A 23,911-nucleotide genomic window follows, 5' to 3' on the forward strand; every position below is an offset into this window, starting at 1 on the left:
AGAGAAGAGAGGCAAATCATTGAATAAATTACTACAGTTATTTGAAGGAAAAGAATTTATATTTTTAGATGGGGGAACCGGAACACTTCTGCAGCAGCAGGGGATTGAAATTGGCAAGGTGCCGGAGGTTTTGAATTTCACGCATCCTGAGCTGATTCAAAAGATTCAGCGTTCCTATATTGAGGCGGGATCTGACGTGATCTGTACCTGTACCTTTGGCATCAGCGAGCATAAAATTGCTGGCTGTGGCTATTCTGTGGAGGAACTGATGGCGGAGGCTGTCAAGAATGCGAAAGCAGCGGCAGCAGGAACTGGCGCAAAGGTTGCGCTGGATATCGGACCAATCGGCAGAATGCTGGAGCCTAACGGAAACCTGTCCTTTGAGGAAGCATACGATATGTTCAAGCGGCAGATTCTGGCAGGCGTCGGCACGGATTTAATTATCATAGAAACAATGACCGACCTTTACGAGGCAAAGGCCGCACTTCTTGCAGCGAAAGAAAACACGGACCTTCCTGTCATCTGTACTATGACTTTTGAAGCCAATCAGAGAACTTTTACGGGAACGGAAGTGCGGGCGATGGCAATGACTTTGCAGGGGCTTGGCGCGGATGCAATCGGTATGAACTGCTCCCTTGGACCGGATGAGTTTAGGCCGCTGATTGAGGAGCTTTCTAAGTGGACGACTCTTCCGATTGTTTCAAAGGCAAATGCGGGACTTCCTGATCCAGCAACTGGTGCCTATCACGTGTCAGCAGAGGAATTTGCTTTATCTACTGCGGCGCTGATTCCGTACGGCGTAAAGCTGGTCGGCGGATGCTGCGGCACGACGCCGGACTTTATCAAAGCTTTGAAAACTGCTTTGGCGGATAGGAAATACTGCCTGCAGGATCCGGATATACCACCGGCAGTCTGCACCCCGGAAAAGACTGTCATCATCAATCAGCCGAGAGTCATCGGAGAGAGAATCAATCCGACCGGCAAAAAGAAGCTGAAAGAAGCACTGAAAGCAGGGGATATGGACTATGTGCTGTCGCAGGCAGCTGACCAGATTCGTGATGGCGCAGAAATTCTTGATGTCAATGCTGGCGTACCTGGAATAGACGAGAAAAAGGTTATTGTAAACATTGTGAAAGCTCTGCAGGGTATCACTGATGCACCGCTGCAGATTGACTCAGGAAATCCTGCAGTCATTGAAGCGGCTTTAAGAGTCTATAGTGGCAAGGCGATTGTAAATTCTGTCAACGGCGAAGAAAAGTCCATGGCACAGATTCTTCCTCTTGTAAAGAAATATGGCGCTGCTGTAGTGGGATTGACTTTAGACGAGGATGGAATTCCAAAGACTTGTGAAAAGCGTATTGAAATTGCGCAGAGAATTTTGGACAGGGCTTTGGCGCTGGGTATTCCGAAAAGAGATATTTATATAGACTGTCTGACCCTGACCGTTTCTGCAGAGCAGGAAAACGCTGCAAATACGCTTACTGCAATCAGATATATCAAAGAAACCATGGGATTGAAAACTGTTCTGGGCGTTTCTAATATTTCCTTTGGACTGCCGAATCGTGCCCTGATTAACCATAACTTCCTGCAGATGGCGCTGACCGCTGGTCTTGACCTTCCAATTATGAATCCGGGTGCTCCGGATATGATGAGGGCTGTGGCGGTCCATAAGCTGATTATGAACGTGGACAAAGGCGCAAAGGACTATATCGCTAAGTATAGTGAAGAAATTGGAACGGCGGCACCAACTGCTGCACCTGCAGCAAAACAGTCCAAAGCCGCTGAAGAAGTCAGCGGAATCGAATATGCGATTAATAATGGTCTTGCAGCGAATTGTAAGCAGCTCATTTTGGAAGAACTGAGGACAAGAGAACCTATAGATATTATCAATAATACTCTGATTCCAATTTTGGACAGGGCAGGAAAGGAATTTGAAACAGGCAGAATCTTTATTCCGCAGCTCATGCTGTGCGCTTCGACTGCGCAGAGCGCTTTTGAGGTAATCAAAGAGCGAATTGTAAGCAGCGGAACACAGCAGATGTCCAAGGGAGCTATTGTTATTGCGACGGTGCAGGGCGATATTCATGATATCGGAAAAAATATTGTCAAGGTTATTTTGGAAAATTATGGTTATGATATTATCGATCTTGGTAAGGATGTAGATCCCAAGCTGATTGCAAAGACCGTAGCAGACAAAGGAATTAAGCTAGTTGGGCTGTCAGCACTGATGACCACGACACTTCCTTCCATGAAAGAAAGTATTCGCCTGATAAAGGAGACTACACCGGACTGTAAGATTATGGTTGGAGGCGCTGTTTTAACAAAAGATTACGCTTTGGAAATTGGCGCAGACTACTATGTAAAAGACGCAACTGATTCTGCCAATGTGGCGAAAGGCGTTTTTTAAATATAAAGGACATACATGTCGGATTAGGAGGAACAAATGAAAAGATTATTGCAGGGCTGGAATAAAATCAGCCTGGTACAGCAGATTATCATTGGGCTAGTAATCGGAATCATCCTGTCTCTCTCGCTTCCAAATCAGGTTTCCGGGATTGCCGTCTTAGGAGATTTGTTCGTTGGAGCACTAAAAGCTGTAGCGCCGATATTGGTATTCTTTCTGGTAATGGCAGCAATTTCTCAGCATAAGACAGGACAGAAGACGAATATGAAATCCATTATTGGACTGTATCTTGTGGGCACTTTTTTAGCTGGTACTGTGGCTGCTGTTGCAAGCTTTATTTTTAAAGTACAACTGGTACTGACTGACACTACCAGCGATGTAGCGCCTCCAGGCGGTATTTCAGAAGTGCTGAAGAATTTAGTTTTTAACATTGTCGCAAATCCGGTGGATGCATTGCTCAATGCCAACTATATTGGTATTTTAACTTGGTCTTTGCTCCTTGGCATTGCGCTGCGCGGGGCGAGCGGTTCAACTAAGGAAATGATTTCTAATGTGGCAGATGCTATCTCTCAGCTTGTCAGATGGATCATCAAGTTTGCGCCTCTAGGCGTGATGGGCTTAGTATTTAACGCGATTGCTACCAGTGGAATTAAGACGCTGCTCAGCTACGGTCAGTTGATTCTGTTGCTGGTTGGAACCATGTTTTTTGTGGCTCTGGTTGTCAACCCAATCATTGTGTACGTAATGACGGGAAAAAATCCATATCCGCTGGTACTGAAGTGCCTGAAAGACAGCGGTATTACCGCTTTTTTCACAAGAAGTTCTGCTGCCAATATTCCGGTAAACATGAAGCTTTGCGAGGAGCTTAAGCTGGATAAAGACACTTATTCTATTTCTATTCCGCTGGGTGCAACTATTAATATGGGTGGTGCGGCGATTACTATCTCTATTCTGACCTTAGCTGCAACCCATACCTTGGGTGTAGAAGTGGATTTTGTTACAGCTTTGATTCTGTGCATTTTGTCTGCTGTCAGTGCGTGTGGTGCCTCCGGCGTTGCAGGCGGCTCGCTGCTTTTGATTCCACTGGCATGTTCGCTTTTTGGTATTCCAAATGAGTTGGCTATGCAGGTGGTAGGTGTTGGTTTCATCGTAGGTGTCATTCAGGATTCTTGCGAAACAGCTCTGAATTCGTCTACAGATGTGTTGTTTACTGCAGCCGCGGATATTGCAGGCAAAAGAAAAAAATAAGATAATCCCTCACATATATATAAAAGGCATGCTCGGCAGTGTATTCACTTTCGGCATGCCTTTTATATATGTTGTTTCTAATGTTACGATTCGCTTTCTTCTGTGTGTGGCTGATTCAGAAGGAAGGTGAGAATGGTACCTGTATATCGTTCCAGTTTGTCTTCGTTGAAAGATATATTAATGATATTGCAATTTTTGTTCTTTTCGTATACGTAAGAGGTGTTCGTAGAAGGAACACAGTCCTTAAATTCCATCTGTGCGTTAGCGTAATCCCGGAATGCCTTAATAATTGCTCGGGCAAAATCAGAATCAGCGTCTGACTGCCAGCCGTCTTGTGAAGAGACTTTCTTGTAGTTGGCATTGGCAAGCCCGCAGATAATCTGATACTGATTATCTATCTCAGATAGAACGGATTCAGACAGGCTGTTAGCTGTTGCTGAAATGGTGTACACGCCGTCTTTTTCTTTCATGGAGCCGATACTGGAGATAGAGATGAGATTATCATCTTCGTCTTTATAGTATACGCCGTCAATGAGGGTATACAAAAGACTAATGGTATCGTTAAGACTTTCTTCCGTCATGACGCGCTTTGGAAGGTCGACTTCTTCGTAAGTGTAAGTCGCTTCTGGGTAATCTTCCAGATAATCATCGTTAAAGTTTTCAATGGCAGTTTCCATTCTAGCTTCAAACTTGTCGGTATCATCCTCGTCAATGACGATAGTGGCAGAGACAGATTTTGGATAAGTGTTTGCGTTGCTACCTCCGCTGACCTTGGAAAGTTCATAAATCAGGGCGTTGGTTTTAAAATATGCCAGAAGATTTCCAAGTTCCTTGATTGCATTTGGATAGGAGGAAATGCGGGAGCTTGGTATACCGCCCGGAAGACCGCCGATTTTAATGCGATAGGCTTTGTCATTGGAAGGCTCTGTATAGGAAACCTTAGTAGTAAAGCGGTAGGTGGATCTGCCACCGGTGTTAGTGGACCACATGTTTCTGTCACTGTAGTTGAGACAGAATACGCTAGTATTATCGGTAAAGTAATTTTTGCTTAAGGCCTTGATTCCGTCGTAGCTGTGACCGGAATCGTTAGTAAAAATAATACGAAGTTTTCCTGTATTTTCGTTATTTTTTGCAAGATATAATGCACATGCCATAGGGATGATGCAGTCCTCAAACTGCTTTGCATCATAGGAGCAGAGGATAACAGTAGGGTTTGCTTCTTTATATTCTTTACTTGATTTCACACTCATGATAACGTTCTGACTACTGTCTGTAGTGCAATTAATACCTTTTTGCTTTGCCCAGCTTAAAAGATAGTCGCGAATCGCTTCATCTGAAGTCAGCGTTGCTGCAGAGTCTTCTAAATCGGTCCGGTAAGCGACAATCTTTTCTTGAATTTTGACTGATAAATCTTCTTCTTCCTCAGCACAGCCACTGAGTGAAAAAAGAGATGTTCCAATCAAAGAGAGCAGCAGTATGAATGGTACCAGCTTCTTCATTAGTAAATCTCCTTTGTGTCATTGTATTTATTTATTTTTGTTTTTTTTTGAAATAATCATTTATTTTACATAAAAAATCATATATAATGATACCATAAATAAGGACAAATTAGTAGTTTTTTTGAAAAACTTCACACAATCTTAAGAATTAACGGGAGATAAAAGATGGAATCAAAGAGTTTAATCATTAGGGAAACGGTATTTGATGACTGCCAGTATTTTGCGGAGTGGGAGACGCTTCCGGAAGTGACGGAGTTTTTTACCATAGATGAAGGCAGGTCTTATGAAGAGATCGTTACGGAGTATGTCAAATATAATCTGGATCCCACGAAGATGCAGTTTACTATTACAGAAAAACCAGAGGATAAACCTATCGGAAAAATTTATCTTTCCAGAATTGACACGCATGATGACTCGCTGGATGTCACCAGAATTTATATTGCAGATCCGTCTAAACGCGGAAAGGGATATGGGGAAGAAGCACTTCGCCTGATTTTGGAGTATGCTTTTATCAACCTGCATATGGAAAGGGTCACTATTGACCACTTTGAAGCAAATAAGATTGCCGCTTCTTTGTACGAGAAAGTAGGATTTAAAAACGAGGGTCTCATGAGGAATGCCGGTAAGAAAAATGGAAAATATATCAATCTTCAGTTAAAGTCCATGCTGAGAGCAGAGTACTACGAGAAACTTCATAAATAAGTAGCAGGTTGAACTGATTGAAATGAGCACATCGAGAATGATGTGCTTTTTAACTGCTTTGTATTTTTTTTAATTATTGCTGTTTAGAGGTTGACCTTCCGTGGTAACAATAGTATAATCACTTTGGGAAAAATTGAAAAAAGTACTAGATATTGTGGATGTTAAGGAGAAATTGCGAAATGGAAAGCATCATGAAAATTGTCAAGAGAGACGGCAGAACAGTCAATTTTGATGTAGAGAAAATAACAGAAGCTATTTTTAAAGCGGCTCAGGTACTGGGTGGTAAGGACAGAGATATGGCAGCATATCTTGCCAGACAGGTGGAACTTTATCTTCTGGAAATCTGTCACAATGCAACGCCTACTGTAGAGCAGATTCAGGACGCTGTCGAAAAGGTTTTGATTGAAGCAGGGCATGCCAGAACAGCAAAGGAATATATTCTTTATAGAGCAGAACGTACCAGGGTTCGTGATATGAACACCAAACTGATGCGCGTTTATGAAGATTTGACTTTTAAAGAAGCAAAGGATAATGACGTAAAGCGTGAGAATGCTAATATCGACGGAAATACCGCGATGGGAACTATGCTCAAATACGGTTCCGAAGGTTCCAAGGAATTCTACAAGATGTACGTCATTGATCCGAAATACGTAAAGGCACACGAAAATGGTGATATTCATATTCATGATATGGATTTTTATACGCTCACTATGACATGCTGTCAGATTGACCTTGTAGAGCTGTTAAAGGACGGTTTTTCCACAGGTCACGGTCATCTGAGAGAGCCAAACAGCATTGAAAGCTATGCGGCTTTGGCATGTATCGCGATTCAGTCGGATCAGAATGACCAGCACGGCGGTCAGTCTGTGCCAAACTTTGACTATGGCATGGCACCGGGCGTTCGTAAATCTTTCATAAAGCTTTACTACAGAAATTTAGGAAAGCTCCTTGAGGGAATTTGCGATATAGAGGACGGGGCAGCCAAGACAAAGGCTATTACTGCAACTATCAAAGAAAAGTACGGCGTTGCCCCTTGCATGGCATGGGACAACAATTATCTGGAACTTGAGGCAGAATCTTTGAAAGAATATGCTTCTTCTGAGGAGATTGTAAAGCTGCAGAAGATGGCGAAGAAATTTACAGACAAAGAAATCAGAAGAAAAACCTATCAGGCGATGGAAGCATTGATTCATAACCTGAACACTATGCATTCCAGAGCAGGGGCACAGGTGCCGTTCAGTTCTTTGAACTACGGGACCGATACTTCTCCGGAGGGACGTCTTGTCATGGAGTGCATCATGAAGGCGACAGAAGCTGGTCTTGGCAACGGTGAAACTCCGATTTTCCCGATTCAGATTTTCAAGGTAAAAGAGGGCGTTAGCTATAATCCAGAAGATCCGAACTACGACCTGTTTAAATTGGCGTGCAGGGTATCTGCAAAGAGACTGTTTCCAAATTTTTCTTTCTTGGATGCTCCGTTTAACCTACAGTACTACAAAGAAGGACGGCCAGAGACTGAATGTGCATATATGGGTTGCAGAACTCGGGTTATCGGAAATGTGCATGACCCGTCCAGGGAAATCGTATACGGAAGAGGCAATCTTTCTTTCACCTCTATCAACTTGCCGAGACTTGCTATTAAGGCAAAGGGCGATATAGATATTTTCTTTGACGGTCTTGATCATATGATTGACACTGCCATCGGCCAGCTTAATGAAAGATACAAGATTCAGTGCCTGAAGAAAGTCAAGAACTTCCCATTCCTCATGGGACAGGGCGTTTGGATTGACTCCAAAGGCTTAAAGCCGGACGATACAGTGGAAGAAGTACTGAAACACGGCACTTTAACCATAGGCTTTATTGGTCTTGCAGAAGCGTTAAAAGCATTGCTCGGCGTACATCACGGAGAATCTGAGGAAGCTGAGAGGCTGGGGCTTGAAATTGTGGCATATATGAGAAAGCGTATGGATGAAGAAGCAAGAAAGACTGGTCTCAACTGGTCTCTGATTGCAACTCCTGCGGAGGGACTTTCCGGCAGATTTGTTAGAATTGATAAAGAAAAATACGGTGTGATTCCGGGTGTAACTGATAGAGATTATTATACCAATAGTTTCCATGTACCGGTTTACTATGATATTAATGCTTTCGATAAAATCAAAAAGGAAGCACCGTTCCATGCCCTGACCAACGGCGGTCATATTTCTTACATTGAACTGGATGGAGATCCGCTGAAAAATGTGGATGCCTTTGAAAAGGTTGTAAGATGTATGAAAGAAAGTGGTGTAGGCTATGGTTCTATCAACCATCCAGTAGATAGAGATCCTGTATGCGGCTATACGGGCATTATTGATAATGAATGCCCGGCATGCGGACGCAGAGAAGGGGATGGCAATCCTGATTTTGAAAGAATCAGAAGAATCACTGGATATCTGGTAGGAACCATGGATCACTGGAATGATGCAAAAACCTCCGAGGAAAAGGATCGTGTAAAACATGGAATCGGAGAAGGGTTTGAAAGAATCTAATAAGCTATGGAACATAACAATGAACAAACTCTGCGCATTGCAGGGGTCGTAAAAGAATCAATTGTTGACGGACCGGGTATCCGGTTCGTCGTTTTCAGTCAGGGCTGTCCACATCACTGTCCAGGCTGTCACAATGCAGTTACCCATGACTTTGAGGGCGGCTACGACTGCAGCATAGAGCGAATCTTAGCAGAAATCGATGCCAATCCTCTTTTGGACGGCGTGACTTTCAGTGGAGGAGAGCCTGTTTGTCAGCCGGAAGGATTTCTCATACTTGCCAGGGAAATTAAAAAGAGAAACCTTTCCATTATCATGTATTCCGGCTATACTTTTGAGGAGCTCCTTGAAATGGCAAAGGCACACTTGCCGCTTTCAGAACTCCTTGCTGCAGTGGACATCCTTATTGATGGAAAGTATGAGGAAAGCCTGCGAGACTTGACACTACTGTTTCGAGGCAGCAGAAATCAGCGGGTTATTGATCTTACAGCTTCATTATTTGCAGGCAGGGCAGTAATCTTGGAAAATTTCTAAGGTATTTGTGAAAAAATACTTGTAATTACTATAGAAACTGTGATATAATATCGCTTGTTCGATGTGAACAGATTTAAAATGAAGAAATGCAAGACATGCTTAACATATTATAAGGAGGTGCGGTAGATGTCAAGAAAATGCGAAATTTGCGGAAAAGGTCAGGTTTCTGGAAACGCTGTTTCCCATTCCAACAGACACACTAGAAGAAAGTGGAATGCAAACATTCAGACTGTAAGAATCAATGACAATGGTACAGTAAGAAGAGCCAATGTATGTACAAGATGCATCAGATCAAACAAGATTAACCGTGCCATCTAATGAGGCGATGAGAAACCCACTGAATTCAGTGGGTTTTTTGTTTATGACCTAACCCAATTTGCAACGCAAATTGATGGTAGGTCAAACGCGAGGCTTCTCTGTAAAGACGAGCCAAAGGCGAAGGCTGAGCAGCAAGAAGCTACGGCGATACCTAACCCAATTTGCAACGCAAATTGATGGTAGGTCAACTGAAGAATTGCATACCAGCTAAAGCTGGGCAATTCCTGTATAGCACCTTCCAACAATTCGTGTATCGAATTGGGATAGGTGCGTAAACGCGAGGCTTCTCTGTAAAGACGAGCCGAAGGCGAAGGCTGAGCAGCAAGAAGCTACGGCGATATCTAACCCAATTTGCGACTTGTATCATTTTCTTAGAAGACTGATACCACAGATAACAAGAACCGCACCGAGGAGCAGAATCCAGGCTTTTGGCGGAAGAAAAAAGGCGAAGACTGTGATTACGCCAAATACAATCAGAATAAATCCAATATCCCTAGCTTCTTTATAATGGCAGAAAGCCTTTCTTTTTTTATTGCAGTTATGATAATTTCCCATAAAATTCACCTGACTTTATTTTATGCGAAAGAGAGGAAACTGGTGACAGATTTTTTATGCATTTACACAGAGACGGCAGGAAACTGCAGCAAGAGTTGAATGGCGATTGACTTTGTGTTATGCTTTAGCAAGGAGAAATCGATATATCGGAATTTGAGGTGTGTGAATAATGAAGTTAAAGAATATATTGATTGTTGTCAAGGATATTGAAAAATCGAAACAGTTTTATCATGACCTATTCGGTCTTGACATGGTGCTCGATAATGATGGCAATATGATTTTAACTGAAGGTCTTGTGCTCCAAGATGAAAAAATTTGGGAAACATTTTTGGGAAAAGATATTATTTCGAAAAGCAATTCTTGTGAATTGTATTTTGAGGAACAAAATATAGAAGCATTTGTTGAAAAATTGGAAAAACTATACCCAGAGGTTCAATATGTTAATCGACTTATGACGCATAGCTGGGGACAAAAGGTGATTCGTTTTTATGATTTGGACGGTAATTTGATTGAGGTAGGGACACCAATGTAATGCGATAAATTCCAGTTTTCCGGGAAGGTACAATCCGAAAGCCATGCTGGCGACAGAAAATACTTGCGATAGTTTCTTTGGGAGGGTAAACTATACATAACATGCAAATATGCAGGAAAGGAAAGTAACATGGGCATTATTAGAAATATTTTAGCTGCAAGAAGGATGATCAAAGAAGCAGAAGCTGAAGCAAAGAAATACAAAGAGATGACAGAAGAAGAATTTTATGCTTTAGATGACGATATGTTCTATGAAGGTGTGCAAGCAATCATTTATGCGGAAACTATTTGTTTAGAACCGGAGGAATGTTTAGAATCCATCGGAGGCGCATTACGTACTTTCTATATTCTGGATTATTTCGATATGGAAATGCAGAACGGGGGATTGTGCCAGTTTTTTGTGAATTCCAGTCGGGCAGTTGCACCTTATGTTGGAGAAGCTTTAAAGGAAATCGGTGCAGACGAATATTATAACTTGTACCATTCTTTTTGCGAAGAAAACCAAATAGATCTTACAGAATTAGATTCCTATTCTATTGAGAGATTGGAAGATTATGCAGAGCAGTTGCAACGTCAGCCTTTTGACGAATTTGATGACGCATACTATGCATTATATGAAAAAGAGCCATTATGTAACAAAATGGCAGAGTATATGAAAAAACAGGAAATAGGTAGAGAAATTTAAAGAGGTGCTCCATTGACTATATTAAAAGAAACAGAATTAGGTGATATTTCCCTTTCTAATATCATGTTTGCTCAGGTGATATCGGAATGTTTTAAAAGTGAAATTTGTTCGGGTCGTGTTTTTCCTGCAACCAAAAAAGGACGACAGATTGGTAATGACCAGAAATACAGTATTAGCGAATTTGCGGGTCATATCGAGACTGAGAAAAGTTTTGACGGAGAAAGTGTGGATTTGGCGTTTTCGGTGATTGTTAAATTTGGAACCAGTATTCGCAGTCTGACCGATGCGCTGGGTGATGATATTGCAAATCAGCTTGAGAAGAAACTGGGGCAGAAGCCGAGACAGATTGTCATTCGTATTACTGGCGTAAAATCCAGACAAATTGCAAGAAGAAATTTAGAGGTAATTAAACGATATGCAGCTCACTGATAAAATAGATACTTTAAAAGGCATCGGTCCCAAAAAAGCGCAGAGCTTTGTCAAGGCAGGCATTCAAAACTTAGAAGATTTGCTATGCTTTTTTCCAAGAAAATACGAGGATAGAAGAGAAGTGATTCCGATGGAATCTTTGCAGACAGGCAAAGATGCGCTGGTCTGCGGCAAAATTCTTTCAAGACGCTATTCAGGAAATCCATACAAAAAAAATACGCCGTTGACCTTGCTGGTTGCCGATGAAACTGGCACTGTTGAAGTAGTCTTTTTTAATGGCAGATATATTGCGAATCTTTTCAATATCAATCAGGAATATACCTTTTACGGCAGGGTGACTGCTAATTATGACAGAATGCAGATGGTACACCCGGAATTCCACAAGAAAGGAGATCCTTCAGATGTTCGAGGGATTATTCCGGTCTATCCAATAATTTCCGGCATTTCTCAGAATGAGATCCGAAAACTGCAGAAGCAGATTTCGGTGCTTTACGAGAATATGACAGAATGGCTGCCAGAAGAAATTATTCAGGAAAACAGACTGGCAAGCGAAGCCTTTGCTCTGGAAAATATTCACTTTCCAAAGGATGCAAAACGTATGCTGCAAGGGAAGTTCAGACTAATTTTTGATGAACTTTTGACGCTGGAAACAGGTCTTTTCTATATTAAAAATGAAACTCGAAAGGACACCGGCGGTATCGTTATCGACGGCGGGAAGGCTGAGCCGTTTATCGAAAACCTGCCTTTTACGCTTACGGAGGGGCAGAAATCCGTTTGGGAAGATATGAAGAAAGATTTAGTTTCCGAGAAAGTAATGAACCGGCTGATACAGGGCGATGTAGGAAGCGGAAAAACCGTGGTGGCGGAGATGGTAATGTTTGCAGCAGCAAAATGCGGATTCCAAAGCGTTATGATGGCGCCGACGGAACTCCTTGCTAAGCAGCATTTACAGTCTCTGACGAAGGATTTTGCGCCTTACGGTATAGAAACAGGTCTTTTATGCAGTTCTATGAAAGCGGCAGAAAAGCGGTTGACGCTGGAAAAACTTTGCAGAGGAGAGATTCAGGTACTGGTTGGTACCCATGCGGTGATTCAGCCTGACGTAAAATTTAAAAATTTGGGCATGGTAATAACAGATGAGCAGCATAGATTTGGTGTTAATCAGAGAAGTTTACTGTCAAAAAAAGGGGAAAATCCTAATATTCTTGTCATGACAGCGACGCCGATTCCCAGAACTCTTGCGGTGATTCTTTATGGAGATTTGGACATTTCTCAGATTAGAACTATGCCGAAAGGACGAAAAGCCATCAAGACCACTCTGTTTCATGGCGATGAACGAGGCAGAGTCTACGGCTTTGTGAAAAAGCAGCTGGCAGCCGGCAAACAGGCTTATGTGGTGGCGCCTCTAATTGAAGAATCAGAGAAGGTGGACGCAAAATCTGCCGAGGAACTTCACACGGAACTTTCTGCCAAATTGAAGGGCTTTCAGGTGGCGCTTGTGCATGGCGCTATGAAACAGGAAGAAAAAGATTTCATTATGCAGGAATTTGCAAAGGGATATATTGATGTGCTGGTTTCTACAGTTGTTATCGAAGTCGGTATCAATGTGCCCAATGCTACGGTTATGGTCATCGAAAATGCAGAGCGTTTTGGACTTGCTCAGCTGCACCAGCTAAGGGGCAGAGTCGGCAGAGGTGACGATCAGTCTTATTGCTTCCTTATAAGCGGCTCTGACAGCGAAGTAGCAAAAGAGAGAAATCAGATTATGTGCAGCACGACTGACGGTTTTGAAATTGCAGAAGCGGATTTGCGGCTTAGAGGTCCGGGCGAGCTCTTTGGAACCAGACAACACGGACTTCCGGAAATGCACTTAAGCGACCTTGTGCGTCATGCAGATGTCTTGGAAAAAGCGAAAGACGCTGCGAAGAAAATCATTGACAGCGATCCGAATCTTGAGGCGGGCGAACTGCAAAAGCTGAAACAGCGCATACAGAAAATGTTCGGCGAGGACATAAAACTGGAACTGTAATTTATCCAAAAATTACAAGACATATAAATCTCCTGACGGGTTAAATTAATAACGTAAACAGGAGGTGAAAGATATGAATTTACAGCAGAAAACAAACAGTGCCAACGTAAAACCGGCATTAAACAACCTGAAAACTGAGGTTGCAAACGAACTGGGTCTGTCCAACTACGAACAGGCTGACAAGGGTAACATGACTGCAAGACAGAATGGTTATGTAGGTGGCTATATGACTAAGAAGCTTGTAGAAATGGCTGAACAGCAGTTAGCTGGAAAATAACGATTACGTTGTAACTCACACTGGAGAAGGGGCTATCTCAATTATTTTGAGATGGTCCTTTTTCGTTGCTTTTTCTTCTAATTGATAGAAACGTTTGCCCTGAGCGCGAAGTTGTGATATAATTTCATAGTTAACATGAAAAGTACCATTATGACTGATTGTAAAATCAGAAAGGATTACATATGAGAATTATCACCGGTGAATACAGGGGACGCAGACTTGAGTCGCCAATCGGCTACGATGTAAGGCCTACAACCGATAAAGTAAAAGAAGCGATTTTTAATCTTTTGATGAATGATATTTGGGACGCTGTGGTCGTGGATCTTTTTGCAGGAACAGGCAATCTGGGGCTTGAGGCGCTGTCTAGAGGTGCAAAGCGCTGCTATTTTTGCGACAATTCCAGAGAAAGCCTAAATTTGATAAAAGTAAATATTGCAAAGTGCACTGCCCAAGATAAATCCGTGGTTCTTGCTGGAGACTACAGCAAAGCCCTCGGCAGAATAAAAGAAAAGGTGCAGGTATTTTTAATCGATCCGCCTTACAAAGATGGTCTTTATGAAAAATGCCTGAATCAGATAGATGAACTTGATTTATTGGACGAAGAAGGTATAATAATAACAGAACACGGTGTTCATGACCCTGTGCCGCAGCAGGCAGGCAATCTAATAAAAGTAAAAGAAAAGAAATATGGCAAGATTATGGTAAGTATTTACAGACATGCCGCTTTTGTAGAAGCTGTGCAAGCCAATGACGGGGAGGAACAGGCATAATGACAAAGAAAGCTTTGTATACGGGTTCCTTTGACCCGATGACAAACGGACATCTGGATATCATTACAAGAGCATCCAAGATGTTTGATGAGCTGGTAGTGGGAGTGATTGTAAATCCTAATAAGAATCCGCTTTTTACAAGAGAAGAGCGAGTTGCTATGATTAAAGAGGTGACCGCACAACTTGATAATGTCCGGGTGGATTCATTTGAAGGGCTTCTAGCAGATTATGTCAATAAAAATCAGTTTGATGCAGTGGTTAGAGGTCTTAGAGCAACATCAGACTTCGAGTATGAGATTCAGATGGCGCAAATGAATGCCTGTCTTTTCGACAAAGGAATTGAATCGATATTTCTGATGACAAGTCCGAGGTATTCTTTTATCAGCTCCAGCATGATAAAAGAAGTAGTTTCGCTGAATGGATGTGTAGACGGATTGGTTCCGGAAATTATTTTGAAAAGGATAAAAGAAAAATACAGCAAGTAATTAGGAGGATTATATGACAGTATTAGAATTATTAGAAGAGATTGAAGATATCGTCGATACTGCCCCTGGTTTGCCGCTGACAGGCAAAATTATGGTAGACGCCAACGAGTTGTTGGAAATTGTGCGGGAAATCAGACTCAGTCTTCCTGATGATGTGCAGCAGGCTAAATGGGTAAAAGACGAAAAGGAAAGAATTCTCAGCGAAGCAAAATCCGAGTACGAAAAGGTAATCGTGGAAGCCAAGAAACAGGCAGATTATCTTGTAGAGCATGACGATATTACGCTTCGCGCTCAGAAGCTGGCAGAAGAAATCAGGATGCAGTCTGAGGAATACGCCAGGGTGCTGAAAATGCGTACTTATGACTACGTAGACAAAATGCTTTACGATATGCAGGGCAGAATGGAAGATTTGAATCTGAAATATTTCGGCGAGATGTATGCAAATCTTGAGAAGACCTTTGAGGAAATCGGCGGCGTGCTGCAGAGCAACCGTGATGAAATAAAATCGATGGCCTATCGTACCCAGAAAGGAGAAGATGAGGTCATCCTGAGAAGCGAGCCGCAGGATGCGTAAGCAATTAAAAGTGAGCTAAAAGACGAACCCAATCAAGTTAAGATGAAGGGGTTCGTCTTTTATTGTCTGAGAGAACAAGGTTTCCGGACACCCACCTGAAGTTTTGCTTCGCGGAAGGGAGGGGATCTTGTTTAGCTTTCGTTTTCATTAGTCTCTGAAGGCTTTATGAGAATTTCCTTTGCTCTTTGCAGGATGGAAATATCCTCTAGAATAAGCTTGGTTTGTTCACTGACAGGTTTATCCACGTATGGATTAAACATGCTTCTTACTCTGCAGATTGCGATGAACATGTAACCACCGCGAAAGGCAATCGCGATTTGTTCCCCGATGGCGTCAGAAAAAGTGATAATTTTTTCCATAAGCTGCGGGGTCAGAATATAGTAAGCGTTGTGCTCATCGGCAGCAAAAATTTGAAATTTCTTATTGAAAAGGGCATTGTCAGTTTCGATTTTGTGTTCCGCAGTCCAGCCTTTGATGTTGGAAAGAAATTCTTTCTGGAAAATTTGCAGATGACCGTCGCTTTCTTTTAAGCCATACTGTTTGAAGCCCAACACCTGACCGCTGAAGATTTCTTCAATACGGTTCTTTTTATTTCTGTGTACGATTCGTTTCGTGGTGACATCGCTGAACTTGAAGGGAATGCCTTCGTAATTACCCATGAGTAAATCTTCGCTCTCATAGTATTTTTTGTCGCCGCAGGCAACTACAGCCGCATTTCTGATTTCGTCCCAATCAAAGCCAGCTTTTTGCACATATCGAAGGTCGGAAAAGCCTGCTTGCGTCTTGATGAGAGGCAGCACATAACGGGTCTTAAAGGTCTCGTCAAAACGGTTATAGGCGCTTCTTGCAAGAACTATCCAAAAGAGTCCCAGTGCGCCGCAGGAAAGGACAGCAGAGCCGAATACGGATTCTAAAATGCGAAGGATTGTGCTGTCCTCTTCGCCTTCTAAAAACATGTAAAAGCAGGGAAGGGAGCCGAGAAGCACAAGAAGCGCCAGTATGTAGGTCGCATAAGTTCTGACTTTTGCTTTGCGCCGAAGTTTCTCAAGTGCTTCTTCTGAAATATGATTTTCGTGATTTTCCATCGTTTCACTCCTCAGTTAAAATTTACTGTAAATTGTTTCTTGGATTCCTCTACTTCGTAGAAGGACGCTGGCTTCATGCCGTGGATTTTTCCAATCCATAGGGTAGGTATGACGGACAGTGCCTGATTGTATAGCGAAGCATTGGCATTATAAAGTCTTCTTGCAGCCTGCAGGTGCTCTTCCGCATCGAAAATGGATTTCTGAAAATGTTCCATGGAAATGCTGGAGTAAAGTACTGGATACTGCTCTGCAAGGGCATTGACGGAAGAACCGATACCGGAAAGATCCCTGTGAATACCAGACATCAGACCGATTTTCTTATTTAATAGATTTTGCCGCTTCATGTCCTTGCGAAGCGCCGCCATGCGGTTTGCATGACTGTCAATTTCTGTATTGATAGCGTCTAAGGCTTCTTCTGACAGATGTTCTTGTCTGTCCAGTTTTCTTTCTTCTAAGGCGGTACCTTGCCGCAAAGACGTGATATCTTTATAAAGTTCGCGCTCGTGGTTTAAATATTTTTTGACTGCTTCGATTTCTTCGTTCAAAAGATCGAAGCGTTTTTCCAGCGCCACGTCGATACCGGAGCTGCCTTCTTCAACCTTAACACGGAGCTTGCGCACCTTGTTAAAGCAGAGGATATAGCAGATGAAAAGCAGGACTATGACGCCTATGATGATATAAAGTTCCATTTTTACCCTCCTGAAAAAAGTTGATAAGATATTATATCATAAAAGGAAGCCGGCGAGAATACTCTCTACTATGGGTTTTAAATTTTTTGAGAAAAATAGAATTGTAATAGGAAGCGCAGTGCTGTGCTGTGTAATTATGGTTATGAATCCGGAGGTTACTGCGGCGGCGTCAAAGGAGGCAATTAATCTGTGGCTTAACTCCGTGGTTCCAATGCTGCTGCCGTTTTTTATTACGGCAAATTTTTTGAAGCATACCGGCGTTGTAAATCGAATTTCACCCAGTGTTTATCCTTTTGTTATGGGCGTTTTATCTGGATATCCTATGGGCGCAAGGGTAGCAGGGGATTATTACAGAGAAGGTATGATTGACGACAGGCAGCTTTACAGAATTTTAAGCTACAGCATGATTACAGGTCCAGCCTTTCTTATCGGTGCTGTGGGAGTGGAGTTTCTCCATTCTCACGGGCTGGGCGTGCTCCTTGCGGTATGTCACTATGTCAGTGCTCTGATAAACAGTCTGTTTTATGGAGGGCTTACTGGAAAGGCGAGTACGCCAAGGCGGAAAGCATTTATTAGACAGGACACTTACTATAATATTCTGACCGACGCTATCATTGACAGCTTTCGGGCAATTGCTATTATCCTGGCTTATATTATCCTTTTTATGATTGGTACTGATTTGCTCCAGTTTTCCGGGGTACTGAGCTTTCTGCCGACTGCCGAGGCTGCAGCTTTAGTCAAGGGGTTTCTTGAAATGACGGTGGGCTGTAACAGTCTTGCCATGTGTCAGTGTGCACCGCTTGTCAAAACTACGCTGGCGGCTTTTGTGGTGACTTTTGGAGGACTTTCCGTCATGGGGCAGTCTATGAGCATGCTCCGCGGCTGCAATGTAACATTTCGCCAGTTGTTTGTGATGAAACTAAGTCATGGCGTGATTTGTGCAATCCTGACTTTTGCTTTGGGAAGTTTTGTGGTATACTAAAAGTATATTGAAAAGACTAAGAGGTAAACGTAATGAAAAGTTTAGGAATCATTGCAGAATTCAACCCATTTCACCAGGGACATCAGTATCTGATAGAAAAAGCCATGAAGGATACCGGTTCAGATATATGTGTAGCAGTCATGAGCGGAAATTTTGTGCAACGGGGCACACCGGCGGTTGCTGACAAGTGGAGCCGTGCAGAGAATGCTGTCAAAAATGGTGTTAATTTGGTTGTTGAACTTCCCACTGTCTTTGCAGGTAACAGCGCAGAATATTTTGCAGAAGGTGGCGTAGGGATTCTGGAGGGCTTTGGCTGTATTGACACGATTGCATTCGGCAGTGAAAGCGGAGATCTTTCAGCTCTGCTTGAGGCGGCAGAGCTTTTAAATACGCATCATGAGGAGATTCACGAGAAGATTCAGATGTTGACAAAACAGGGACATTCCTATCCTAAAGCGAGACAGCTTGCGGTGCAGGAGCTTTGTCCGGAGTTTGACGAGAATCTGATTAAGGAGCCCAATAATATTCTGGCAATCGAATATCTGAAACAGATTAAGACGATGGAGCCATATACGCTGAAACGCAGAGGTTATGGATATCATCAGTCTGCCACTTTAATCAGAGAAGAAATGAGAGAGGAAAATCCTGAGAAATTTCAGCGAATTGACCGTTCCTACTGGGAACTTGTTGGCGCCAAGATTCTGCAAAGTGACAGCAAGCGCCTTGAGGAAATTTTTTCAGCAGGTGAAGGACTGGGCAACAAGCTGAAAAATGAGATTCGGTATGTATCTTCTACGGAGCAGCTCATCGAGCGAATTAAGTCCAAGGTCTATACCTACAGCCGCGTGTCTAGGCTATTGACGCAGATTCTGCTGGACATTGACGAACAGGCGGTGCTGGGCAGTGCCAAGTACATCAGAATTTTAGCGTTGGATGATATAGGTGCGAAGTTTCTCAAAGAGGTCAAAAAAAAGGAATGTGCAATTCTGCCGATTCTGACCAATATCAATAAAGAATTGAAAGACTGTCCGCAGATAGCAGATACGCTAGATAAGGACATTCTGGCTACGGACATGTATAACATTATCACAAAAAGCGATTTGTATGATTACTCGGATTATATTATGAAACCATATATCGAAATCTAAATTTTCCTTGATTTTGGAATGTTTTAGGTGTATAATTTTTGGAGCGATTATACAACAAGAGAAACACGGAGGATTGGAATGAAAGTATTAGTAATTAACTGTGGTAGTTCTTCATTAAAATACCAGGTATTAGACATGACAAACGAGTCTCTGCTGGCAAAGGGGCTGGTTGAGAGAATTGGCATGGATGGTTCTGTTATTACACATGAGAAAATCGGAATGGACAAGGTTAAGACCGAAGTCCCTATGAACGATCACAAAGACGCAATTAAGCAGGTTCTGGACGCAATTCAGAGCCCAGAATACGGTGTTATTGCATCTATGGATGAGATTGGTGCAGTAGGACACAGAGTTGTACATGCAGGCGAAAAGTTTGCTGATTCTGTTATCATCGATGATGCTGTTATCGCAGCACTAGAAGAGTGTGTAGAATTAGCGCCGCTGCACAACACACCGAACTTATACGGCATTGCTGCATGCAAAGAGTTAATGCCAAATACACCGATGGTAGGTGTATTTGACACAGCATTCCATCAGACTATGCCGCCAGAAGCATATTTATATGCAATTCCTTATGAATACTATGAAAAGCATGGTATCAGAAGATATGGTTTCCACGGAACCTCTCACAAATACGTAGCACAGAGAGCAGCTTCTATGTTGAACGTAAATATCAACGACCTGAAGCTGATCACATGCCACCTGGGCAACGGCGCATCTGTATCTGCAATCAAACACGGCAGATGTATCGATACTTCTATGGGATTTACTCCACTGGAAGGTCTGGTAATGGGTACTCGCTGCGGAGACATTGACCCAGCTATCGTAACTTATATCAGACAGAAAGAAAACCTGCCGCAGGGTGTTACCAACGAAATCCTGAACAAGAAATCCGGTGTACTGGGTATTTCCGGTGTTTCCAGCGATTTCAGAGATTTGGAGGACGCAGTTGCAGAAGGAAACGAAAGAGCAGCATTAGCACTGAAAGTATTCGCTAGAAAAGTGAGATTCTACATCGGTGCTTACATTGCTGAAATGAACGGTGTAGATGCAATTGTATTTACTGCAGGCGTTGGTGAAAACGACGTGAATATGAGAGAATTAATCTGTACAGATTTAGGAAATCTGGGAATTAAACTTGACATCATCAAGAACAAGGTAAGAGGAAAAGAAACCATCGTTTCTACAGAAGACTCTAAAGTAAAACTCTTGTTGATTCCGACTAACGAAGAATTGATGATTGCAAGAGACACCTATAATCTTACAAAGAAATATGCAAAATAATGTTGACATCTAAAGCGTTTAAGTATATACTTTAGAAGTTGACGAAAATTATTTGTTTAGCATAGAACCAGAAGAACGAGGAGGTGTAGACAATGGCAGTTCCAAAGAGGAAAACATCTAAAGCTAGAAGAGACAAGAGAAGATCCCCAAATATGAAGAAAGCATTACCAGGACTTTCGATTTGTCCGCAGTGTCACGAGCCGAAACTTCCGCACAGAGTATGCCCGAATTGCAATTACTATGATGGCAAAGAAGTCGTAGCTGAAGCTTAAGATTCATAACGTGTTTAAAAGAGCAGTTTTTTGACTGCTCTTTTTTATTAAAAAGTTTCGAAGCTCTGAGAGATTTTATGCAAAGTGTGTAGGCGCTTTTTTAATGTACAGAGGATACTATTTTACCTTTAACCCATATTTTGCCATCTCGTCATAGAGTTGGTAGAGGGTTTGATTGGAAGGCTCACACATTGGCAGCCGATATTCTTTTTCAATACGTCCCATCATATGCAGCGCTGCCTTAACAGGAATTGGATTTACCTCTGCAAACAGAGCATGAATCAGAGGCACCATTTTCAGCTGCAACTTCGCAGCAGATTTATATCTGCCTTTTAGAAAGTCTTCAGTCATTTGATGATAGTCTTTTGGAATGATGTTTGCGACTGTGGAAATACAGCCGACACCACCTATAGACATGATTGGAATGGTCTGGTCGTCGTTGCCGGAGTATAGGTCGAAGTTTTTTCCACACAAAGCTGCAATTCGGCAAATTTGGGATATATCACCGCTGGCTTCTTTGATACCGACAATATTAGGGTGCTTGCTCAGTTCTTTTACGGTTTCTGGTTCGATATTGAGACCGGTACGGCTTTTTACAGAGTAGAGGATGATTGGAAGATCAGTGTAGTCGGCAATCATATTATAGTGGGAAATCAGACCTTTTTGGGTTGCTTTATTATAGTAAGGTGTTACGACTAAAAGTCCGTCTGCACCAGCGTACTGTATTTCTTTAGCTAAGTACATGGAATGGGATGTATCATTTGTACCTGCGCCGGCAATAACAGGAATGCGGCCACAGACTTTCTGTACTGTAAATTCAATGACGGAAAGTTTTTCAACAGCACTTAAGGTGGAGGCTTCACCAGTAGTGCCGCAGGAGATGATGGCGTCAGTACCTTCTTCTATATGCCATTCGATGAGGCGTTCTAAGGCATCGTAATCAATTCTGCCATCTTTAAAAGGCGTAACCAGGGCTACACCGGAACCTTTAAATATTGACATAGGAGTACTCCTTTCTTTTTTTCTTTATCATATTCTTTCAATCTGGAAAATGTTAATTAAAAAAATATTGTAAAAAAACTTGCAATTAAAAAATAGATATGCTAATGTAATAGCGAATTCAATAAGATGATGCTTCCTATACCCCCGGGTATAGGGTTATGAGCGTTGGACTTCATTCTGCTAGGGCCGCTTTATTGCGGAGGATGAAGTTCAGCGCTCTTTTTCTTAAGGCGTTATCGCAAATATGTTCCGGAATACCAAATAAATAAAGAGGTGAAAGACATGTATCATATCAAAGTGCTTAGTAAAGAGGATATCAGGCAGGTCATAGAAATACAGCCTATGATTGACTGTATGGACGACTTAATTGCAGTTTCAGAGAAATCTATTGCGAGGGCTGTTGCTTTTATGGCAATGGAAGAAAAAATTGTTGCTGAAGCTGGAAGCTGTACTACTGTTGCTGCAGTTCAGAACTATAGGGAGAGAATCGGCGGTAAAAATGTAGCATTGATTATTTCCGGAGGAAATATCGATGGTCGTCTGCTTCTCGAACTAATGGAGCGGAAAAATGATTCTTCTGGTATTTGTTGCGTGAATCATTCTGCATAAAATGTATAATAGAATCAAAAACTGCCGATATCAAGAACCTGAATTGTATCGGCAGTTTTTGATTATACTTTTTCTGACTTTTCGTGTTGAAAACACAAGGAATAAATGGTAAAATAATATGATACAATTTGCTAAAGAAGAAAATTTTAAGATAGAAAGAGGTAGTACTTATGAGACAGCTAGAGAAGAAACTGAAAGTCGGCATTTTAGGCGGTACTGGAATGGTTGGGCAGAGATTTATTTCTCTTCTTGAGAATCATCCTTGGTTTGAGGTAACCACCATTGCCGCCAGCGCAAGAAGTGCAGGCAAAACATACGAAGAAGCAGTAGGAGCAAGATGGAAGATGACAACACCTATGCCGGATGCAGTAAAGAACATTAAGGTAATGGATGTCAGTGATGTGGAGGCTGTAGCTTCTGGCGTGGACTTTGTGTTCAGTGCAGTTGATATGTCTAAAGATGAGATTAAGGCAATTGAAGAAGCCTATGCAAAGACTGAAACACCGGTTGTTTCTAATAACAGCGCGCATAGATGGACACCGGATGTGCCGATGGTTGTACCGGAAATCAATATTGATCATTTTGATGTAATTAAATATCAGAAGGAAAGACTGGGCACTAAGAACGGTTTTATTGCAGTAAAGCCGAATTGTTCCATTCAGGGTTATGTGCCTGCACTTGCTGCATGGGCTGAATTTGAGCCTTATGAGGTAGTTGTTACCACTTATCAGGCAATTTCCGGCGCTGGAAAGACCTTTGCAGACTGGCCGGAGATGGTAGAAAATATCATTCCGTATATCGGAGGAGAAGAAGAAAAGAGTGAACAGGAACCTCTGCGTATTTTGGGGTATGTGGACGATACAGCCGGTGTGATTGCTAAGGCACAGGAGCCTGTTATCACTTGCCAGTGCGTCAGAGTGCCGGTGCTGGACGGTCATACGGCAGCTGTGTTTGTCAAATTCCGCAAGAAACCGACCAAAGAACAGCTCATCGAAAAGCTGCAGAATTTCAAGGGATTTCCGCAGGAATCAGACCTTCCAAATGCGCCGAAGCAGTTTATTCACTATATGGAAGAAGAAAACAGACCGCAGGTTAAGCTAGATGTGGACTGTGAGAAGGGATTTGGAGTATCAATCGGCAGACTCAGAGAAGATACAGTCTATGACTTTAAGTTTATCGGTCTTGCGCACAATACTGTCAGAGGCGCAGCAGGCGGCGCGGTTCTGTGTGCAGAAGCGTTAACTGAAAAAGGCTTTATCAAAAGCAAATAGGGGGTAA

25 protein-coding genes are annotated in these 23,911 nt (G+C 42.4%); 20 read left to right on the forward strand and 5 right to left on the reverse strand.

The annotated features are described in order from the left end of the window. The first annotated feature begins 19 nt into the window (after window positions 1-19). Both D1151_RS07150 and sstT read left to right on the forward strand, forming a co-directional pair. The gene (locus D1151_RS07150) at window positions 20-2,407 is read left to right on the forward strand and encodes a homocysteine S-methyltransferase family protein (RefSeq protein ID WP_161908443.1); all 2,388 of its coding nucleotides are present in this window, start codon (window positions 20-22) and stop codon (window positions 2,405-2,407) included. 36 nt (window positions 2,408-2,443) lie between these two features. Further along, complete coding sequence (gene sstT / locus D1151_RS07155) at window positions 2,444-3,652, forward strand: serine/threonine transporter SstT (protein WP_160201340.1); 1,209 nt, start codon at window positions 2,444-2,446, stop codon at window positions 3,650-3,652. A gap of 83 nt (window positions 3,653-3,735) precedes the next feature. Here sstT and D1151_RS07160 read toward each other — a convergent pair whose 3' ends face one another. Next, window positions 3,736-5,151: an aminoacyl-histidine dipeptidase gene (locus D1151_RS07160; RefSeq protein ID WP_161908444.1), complete on the reverse strand. Its 1,416-nt coding sequence runs from the start codon at window positions 5,149-5,151 to the stop codon at window positions 3,736-3,738. A gap of 165 nt (window positions 5,152-5,316) precedes the next feature. Between D1151_RS07160 and D1151_RS07165 the strand changes: the two genes are divergently transcribed. The 4 genes from D1151_RS07165 (at window position 5,317) to rpmB (ending at window position 9,227) form a co-directional block, all read left to right on the forward strand. After that, entirely contained in the window at window positions 5,317-5,853 is a 537-nt protein-coding gene (locus D1151_RS07165) for a GNAT family N-acetyltransferase (RefSeq protein WP_160201342.1), read from the forward strand. A gap of 179 nt (window positions 5,854-6,032) precedes the next feature. Then, entirely contained in the window at window positions 6,033-8,378 is a 2,346-nt protein-coding gene (locus tag D1151_RS07170) for an anaerobic ribonucleoside triphosphate reductase (RefSeq protein WP_160201343.1), read from the forward strand. 6 nt (window positions 8,379-8,384) lie between these two features. Continuing rightward, the gene (gene nrdG, locus D1151_RS07175; RefSeq protein WP_160201344.1) at window positions 8,385-8,909 is read left to right on the forward strand and encodes an anaerobic ribonucleoside-triphosphate reductase activating protein; all 525 of its coding nucleotides are present in this window, start codon (window positions 8,385-8,387) and stop codon (window positions 8,907-8,909) included. Between the two features lie 126 nt (window positions 8,910-9,035). Continuing rightward, window positions 9,036-9,227: a 50S ribosomal protein L28 gene (gene rpmB, locus D1151_RS07180; RefSeq protein ID WP_160201345.1), complete on the forward strand. Its 192-nt coding sequence runs from the start codon at window positions 9,036-9,038 to the stop codon at window positions 9,225-9,227. Window positions 9,228-9,590: 363 nt separating this feature from the next. Here rpmB and D1151_RS07185 read toward each other — a convergent pair whose 3' ends face one another. Beyond that, window positions 9,591-9,782: a hypothetical protein gene (locus D1151_RS07185; protein WP_160201346.1), complete on the reverse strand. Its 192-nt coding sequence runs from the start codon at window positions 9,780-9,782 to the stop codon at window positions 9,591-9,593. Window positions 9,783-9,951: 169 nt separating this feature from the next. Here D1151_RS07185 and D1151_RS07190 point away from each other — a divergent pair, with 169 nt between their 5' ends. The 8 genes from D1151_RS07190 to D1151_RS07225 all read left to right on the forward strand — a co-directional run bounded on the left by D1151_RS07190 (window position 9,952) and on the right by D1151_RS07225 (window position 15,562). Beyond that, a complete protein-coding gene (locus tag D1151_RS07190; protein ID WP_161908445.1) occupies window positions 9,952-10,314 on the forward strand; it encodes a VOC family protein in 363 nt (120 codons plus the stop codon). Between the two features lie 129 nt (window positions 10,315-10,443). Then, a complete protein-coding gene (locus D1151_RS07195) occupies window positions 10,444-10,998 on the forward strand; it encodes a DUF4375 domain-containing protein (protein WP_161908446.1) in 555 nt (184 codons plus the stop codon). A 12-nt stretch (window positions 10,999-11,010) separates the two neighbouring features. Next, complete coding sequence (locus D1151_RS07200; RefSeq protein ID WP_160201349.1) at window positions 11,011-11,427, forward strand: hypothetical protein; 417 nt, start codon at window positions 11,011-11,013, stop codon at window positions 11,425-11,427. After that, window positions 11,414-13,456, forward strand: a complete 2,043-nt coding sequence (gene recG / locus D1151_RS07205) for an ATP-dependent DNA helicase RecG (RefSeq protein WP_161908448.1) — start codon at window positions 11,414-11,416, stop codon at window positions 13,454-13,456. Before D1151_RS07200 ends, recG begins: the two co-directional genes overlap by 14 nt. A gap of 73 nt (window positions 13,457-13,529) precedes the next feature. Further along, window positions 13,530-13,733, forward strand: a complete 204-nt coding sequence (locus D1151_RS07210; protein WP_160201351.1) for an alpha/beta-type small acid-soluble spore protein — start codon at window positions 13,530-13,532, stop codon at window positions 13,731-13,733. A gap of 182 nt (window positions 13,734-13,915) precedes the next feature. Beyond that, window positions 13,916-14,503, forward strand: a complete 588-nt coding sequence (gene rsmD / locus D1151_RS07215) for a 16S rRNA (guanine(966)-N(2))-methyltransferase RsmD (RefSeq protein WP_160201352.1) — start codon at window positions 13,916-13,918, stop codon at window positions 14,501-14,503. Then, a complete protein-coding gene (gene coaD, locus D1151_RS07220; protein ID WP_160201353.1) occupies window positions 14,503-14,988 on the forward strand; it encodes a pantetheine-phosphate adenylyltransferase in 486 nt (161 codons plus the stop codon). Before rsmD ends, coaD begins: the two co-directional genes overlap by 1 nt. 13 nt (window positions 14,989-15,001) lie before the next feature. Next, on the forward strand, window positions 15,002-15,562 hold the full coding sequence (locus D1151_RS07225; RefSeq protein WP_160201354.1) for a hypothetical protein: 561 nt from the start codon (window positions 15,002-15,004) through the stop codon (window positions 15,560-15,562). A 131-nt stretch (window positions 15,563-15,693) separates the two neighbouring features. Here D1151_RS07225 and D1151_RS07230 read toward each other — a convergent pair whose 3' ends face one another. Together D1151_RS07230 and D1151_RS07235 are read right to left on the reverse strand one after the other, a co-directional pair. Then, complete coding sequence (locus D1151_RS07230) at window positions 15,694-16,647, reverse strand: DUF3137 domain-containing protein (protein WP_161908449.1); 954 nt, start codon at window positions 16,645-16,647, stop codon at window positions 15,694-15,696. Window positions 16,648-16,658: 11 nt separating this feature from the next. Next, window positions 16,659-17,336, reverse strand: coding sequence for a LemA family protein (locus D1151_RS07235; RefSeq protein WP_160201356.1), 678 nt, complete (start codon window positions 17,334-17,336; stop codon window positions 16,659-16,661). A 70-nt stretch (window positions 17,337-17,406) separates the two neighbouring features. Between D1151_RS07235 and D1151_RS07240 the strand changes: the two genes are divergently transcribed. From D1151_RS07240 to rpmF, 4 genes are all read left to right on the forward strand, one after another. Beyond that, window positions 17,407-18,318: a hypothetical protein gene (locus D1151_RS07240; protein WP_161908451.1), complete on the forward strand. Its 912-nt coding sequence runs from the start codon at window positions 17,407-17,409 to the stop codon at window positions 18,316-18,318. A 32-nt stretch (window positions 18,319-18,350) separates the two neighbouring features. Further along, the gene (locus D1151_RS07245) at window positions 18,351-19,466 is read left to right on the forward strand and encodes a nucleotidyltransferase family protein (protein ID WP_161908453.1); all 1,116 of its coding nucleotides are present in this window, start codon (window positions 18,351-18,353) and stop codon (window positions 19,464-19,466) included. 78 nt (window positions 19,467-19,544) lie between these two features. Further along, a complete protein-coding gene (locus D1151_RS07250) occupies window positions 19,545-20,750 on the forward strand; it encodes an acetate/propionate family kinase (RefSeq protein ID WP_160201359.1) in 1,206 nt (401 codons plus the stop codon). Between the two features lie 92 nt (window positions 20,751-20,842). Next, entirely contained in the window at window positions 20,843-21,022 is a 180-nt protein-coding gene (rpmF, locus tag D1151_RS07255) for a 50S ribosomal protein L32 (RefSeq protein WP_160201360.1), read from the forward strand. Between the two features lie 117 nt (window positions 21,023-21,139). On the opposite strand, the gene dapA is transcribed toward rpmF, so the two are convergent. Then, on the reverse strand, window positions 21,140-22,024 hold the full coding sequence (gene dapA, locus D1151_RS07260) for a 4-hydroxy-tetrahydrodipicolinate synthase (protein WP_161908454.1): 885 nt from the start codon (window positions 22,022-22,024) through the stop codon (window positions 21,140-21,142). Between the two features lie 282 nt (window positions 22,025-22,306). Here dapA and D1151_RS07265 point away from each other — a divergent pair, with 282 nt between their 5' ends. Together D1151_RS07265 and asd are read left to right on the forward strand one after the other, a co-directional pair. After that, entirely contained in the window at window positions 22,307-22,633 is a 327-nt protein-coding gene (locus tag D1151_RS07265) for a hypothetical protein (protein ID WP_161908456.1), read from the forward strand. A 170-nt stretch (window positions 22,634-22,803) separates the two neighbouring features. Further along, window positions 22,804-23,904 carry an aspartate-semialdehyde dehydrogenase gene (asd, locus tag D1151_RS07270; protein ID WP_160201363.1) on the forward strand — a complete coding sequence of 367 codons (1,101 nt, stop codon included), beginning with the start codon at window positions 22,804-22,806 and terminating at the stop codon, window positions 23,902-23,904. Window positions 23,905-23,911: the final 7 nt, after the last annotated feature.

The organism is Emergencia sp. 1XD21-10 (assembly GCF_009936045.1).
Classification (GTDB): domain Bacteria; phylum Bacillota; class Clostridia; order Peptostreptococcales; family Anaerovoracaceae; genus Senimuribacter; species Senimuribacter intestinalis.

What these genes read in the sequence shown, in the direction of transcription:
- sstT (WP_160201340.1), top strand. Translation starts at nt 2,444, where the DNA reads ATGAAAAGATTATTGCAGGGCTGGAATAAAATCAGCCTGGTACAGCAG.
- D1151_RS07160 (WP_161908444.1), bottom strand. Translation starts at nt 5,151, where the DNA reads ATGAAGAAGCTGGTACCATTCATACTGCTGCTCTCTTTGATTGGAACA.
- D1151_RS07165 (WP_160201342.1), top strand. Translation starts at nt 5,317, where the DNA reads ATGGAATCAAAGAGTTTAATCATTAGGGAAACGGTATTTGATGACTGC.
- D1151_RS07170 (WP_160201343.1), top strand. Translation starts at nt 6,033, where the DNA reads ATGGAAAGCATCATGAAAATTGTCAAGAGAGACGGCAGAACAGTCAAT.
- nrdG (WP_160201344.1), top strand. Translation starts at nt 8,385, where the DNA reads ATGGAACATAACAATGAACAAACTCTGCGCATTGCAGGGGTCGTAAAA.
- rpmB (WP_160201345.1), top strand. Translation starts at nt 9,036, where the DNA reads ATGTCAAGAAAATGCGAAATTTGCGGAAAAGGTCAGGTTTCTGGAAAC.
- D1151_RS07185 (WP_160201346.1), bottom strand. Translation starts at nt 9,782, where the DNA reads ATGGGAAATTATCATAACTGCAATAAAAAAAGAAAGGCTTTCTGCCAT.
- D1151_RS07190 (WP_161908445.1), top strand. Translation starts at nt 9,952, where the DNA reads ATGAAGTTAAAGAATATATTGATTGTTGTCAAGGATATTGAAAAATCG.
- D1151_RS07195 (WP_161908446.1), top strand. Translation starts at nt 10,444, where the DNA reads ATGGGCATTATTAGAAATATTTTAGCTGCAAGAAGGATGATCAAAGAA.
- recG (WP_161908448.1), top strand. Translation starts at nt 11,414, where the DNA reads ATGCAGCTCACTGATAAAATAGATACTTTAAAAGGCATCGGTCCCAAA.
- D1151_RS07210 (WP_160201351.1), top strand. Translation starts at nt 13,530, where the DNA reads ATGAATTTACAGCAGAAAACAAACAGTGCCAACGTAAAACCGGCATTA.
- rsmD (WP_160201352.1), top strand. Translation starts at nt 13,916, where the DNA reads ATGAGAATTATCACCGGTGAATACAGGGGACGCAGACTTGAGTCGCCA.
- coaD (WP_160201353.1), top strand. Translation starts at nt 14,503, where the DNA reads ATGACAAAGAAAGCTTTGTATACGGGTTCCTTTGACCCGATGACAAAC.
- D1151_RS07225 (WP_160201354.1), top strand. Translation starts at nt 15,002, where the DNA reads ATGACAGTATTAGAATTATTAGAAGAGATTGAAGATATCGTCGATACT.
- D1151_RS07230 (WP_161908449.1), bottom strand. Translation starts at nt 16,647, where the DNA reads ATGGAAAATCACGAAAATCATATTTCAGAAGAAGCACTTGAGAAACTT.
- D1151_RS07235 (WP_160201356.1), bottom strand. Translation starts at nt 17,336, where the DNA reads ATGGAACTTTATATCATCATAGGCGTCATAGTCCTGCTTTTCATCTGC.
- D1151_RS07240 (WP_161908451.1), top strand. Translation starts at nt 17,407, where the DNA reads ATGGGTTTTAAATTTTTTGAGAAAAATAGAATTGTAATAGGAAGCGCA.
- D1151_RS07245 (WP_161908453.1), top strand. Translation starts at nt 18,351, where the DNA reads ATGAAAAGTTTAGGAATCATTGCAGAATTCAACCCATTTCACCAGGGA.
- D1151_RS07250 (WP_160201359.1), top strand. Translation starts at nt 19,545, where the DNA reads ATGAAAGTATTAGTAATTAACTGTGGTAGTTCTTCATTAAAATACCAG.
- rpmF (WP_160201360.1), top strand. Translation starts at nt 20,843, where the DNA reads ATGGCAGTTCCAAAGAGGAAAACATCTAAAGCTAGAAGAGACAAGAGA.
- dapA (WP_161908454.1), bottom strand. Translation starts at nt 22,024, where the DNA reads ATGTCAATATTTAAAGGTTCCGGTGTAGCCCTGGTTACGCCTTTTAAA.
- D1151_RS07265 (WP_161908456.1), top strand. Translation starts at nt 22,307, where the DNA reads ATGTATCATATCAAAGTGCTTAGTAAAGAGGATATCAGGCAGGTCATA.
- asd (WP_160201363.1), top strand. Translation starts at nt 22,804, where the DNA reads ATGAGACAGCTAGAGAAGAAACTGAAAGTCGGCATTTTAGGCGGTACT.